This is a genomic window from Pseudoalteromonas sp. NZS127 (assembly GCF_015864805.1).
Taxonomy (GTDB): Bacteria; Pseudomonadota; Gammaproteobacteria; order Enterobacterales; family Alteromonadaceae; genus Pseudoalteromonas; species Pseudoalteromonas nigrifaciens.
In genome coordinates this window covers 1-1,292 of the sequence record NZ_JADYWN010000053.1, presented here as the reverse complement: position 1 = coordinate 1,292, position 1,292 = coordinate 1, and the positions used below count along the sequence as shown (strand labels likewise).

2 protein-coding genes are annotated in these 1,292 nt (G+C 65.7%); both read left to right on the top strand.

The window, feature by feature from the left end:
* A partial coding sequence (locus tag I6E78_RS18350; RefSeq protein WP_197183108.1) for a hypothetical protein occupies nucleotides 1–323 on the top strand: 323 nt, incomplete at its 5' end.
* 510 nt (nucleotides 324–833) lie between these two features.
* Nucleotides 834–1,292, top strand: a 459-nt coding sequence (locus I6E78_RS18340; RefSeq protein WP_197183106.1) for a hypothetical protein, incomplete at its 3' end; no start/stop codon positions are given.

Here is a 1,292-nt window from a genome sequence, read left to right as displayed (position 1 = left end):
AGCCCACGGACGGTGGGGTGATCTACAGCGCGTTTGACTTTCAGACACCCAGCGGCATCGGCCGCGTACCCTACGACGTGAAGCGAGAGATTCTGCCCGCCACCACGCCGAAGACGTACACCCCGCAGTTTGCCAAGGTGCGCCTGGTGCGTGACATTGACGGCAAGGTGATCCGCGAAGAGTGGTCGGACCCGACCACGGGGGAAGGCGCGTTCGAGGGTGTGGACGAAAACTACACGTACAGCGTAATCGCCATCTACCCGAGCGCCGATTTCCGCGCCGTCATCGCCGACCGCATCGAGCCCGAGGGCTACCCAGGATGACCACGCTGGCACTCTCGGCTGCTGCGCGCGCGGCTGCGCTCGTGTCAGCTCGACCTGCTGTGCTGCAGGCTCTGATCGACCTGGCCGACGCAGGCTCTGGTCCCGCGCAACTGGAAATCTACGGCACGACGCGCCCGGCCACCTCTGGTGACGTTCCGGGGGGCGCCGCCCTGGCAACCTTGGTGCTCACGAAGCCGTGCGGCACGGTCGAACTGACAGGGATTCTGCTCACGCAGGAGTCTGTGATCGGCGACCTGATCGCAGTCAACGGGGCAGCGGTGTGGGGCCGGCTGGCAACCAGTGAAGGTGACCCCATCGCCGATGGCGACGTGACCGACATGGCGGGCGACGGGCCGTTCAAACTGGACGGCGCTGACGGCGTGAATNTGACCCCATCGCCGATGGCGACGTGACCGACATGGCGGGCGACGGGCCGTTCAAACTGGACGGCGCTGACGGCGTGAATCTCTACGCAGGAGGCCGGGCGATACTGGGCGCAACGGCGCTCTCATGAGCACGAGCCTGATCTTCTCGGCCGCCCCAACCACTGGGCTGCCGGTACACCTGGTGTTCGGTGATGAGCCGACAGCCGACATCCCGAGCGTTGCCGTTTACGTCGAGGGGGTCTTCGACCTGGTAGCGGATGACGTTTTCGACCTGACAGGCGCGGTTGCGTTTGAATACGTGAGCGGGGCCGAGCGCCCCGACGTGGGCGAAGTGCGCTCTGTCTACCAAGGGGCCGCTGCGTCCCAGGAGCCGATGCGCGGTGTGTGGCAAGACAGCACGCCTCTCGTTCCCCACTGGCAGAGCCGTTGGCAAGACGCAGACCCCGTTGAGTCGCCCACCGACCTGCGATGGCAGGACCAAGAGCGCCTGCGCAGCGACAGCACGTCGCATTACCAGGAGGCGGCGCCCCTGCAGACGACACTGGGTTCCGAATTTCAGGACCAAATTCGACTGCGCAACGAC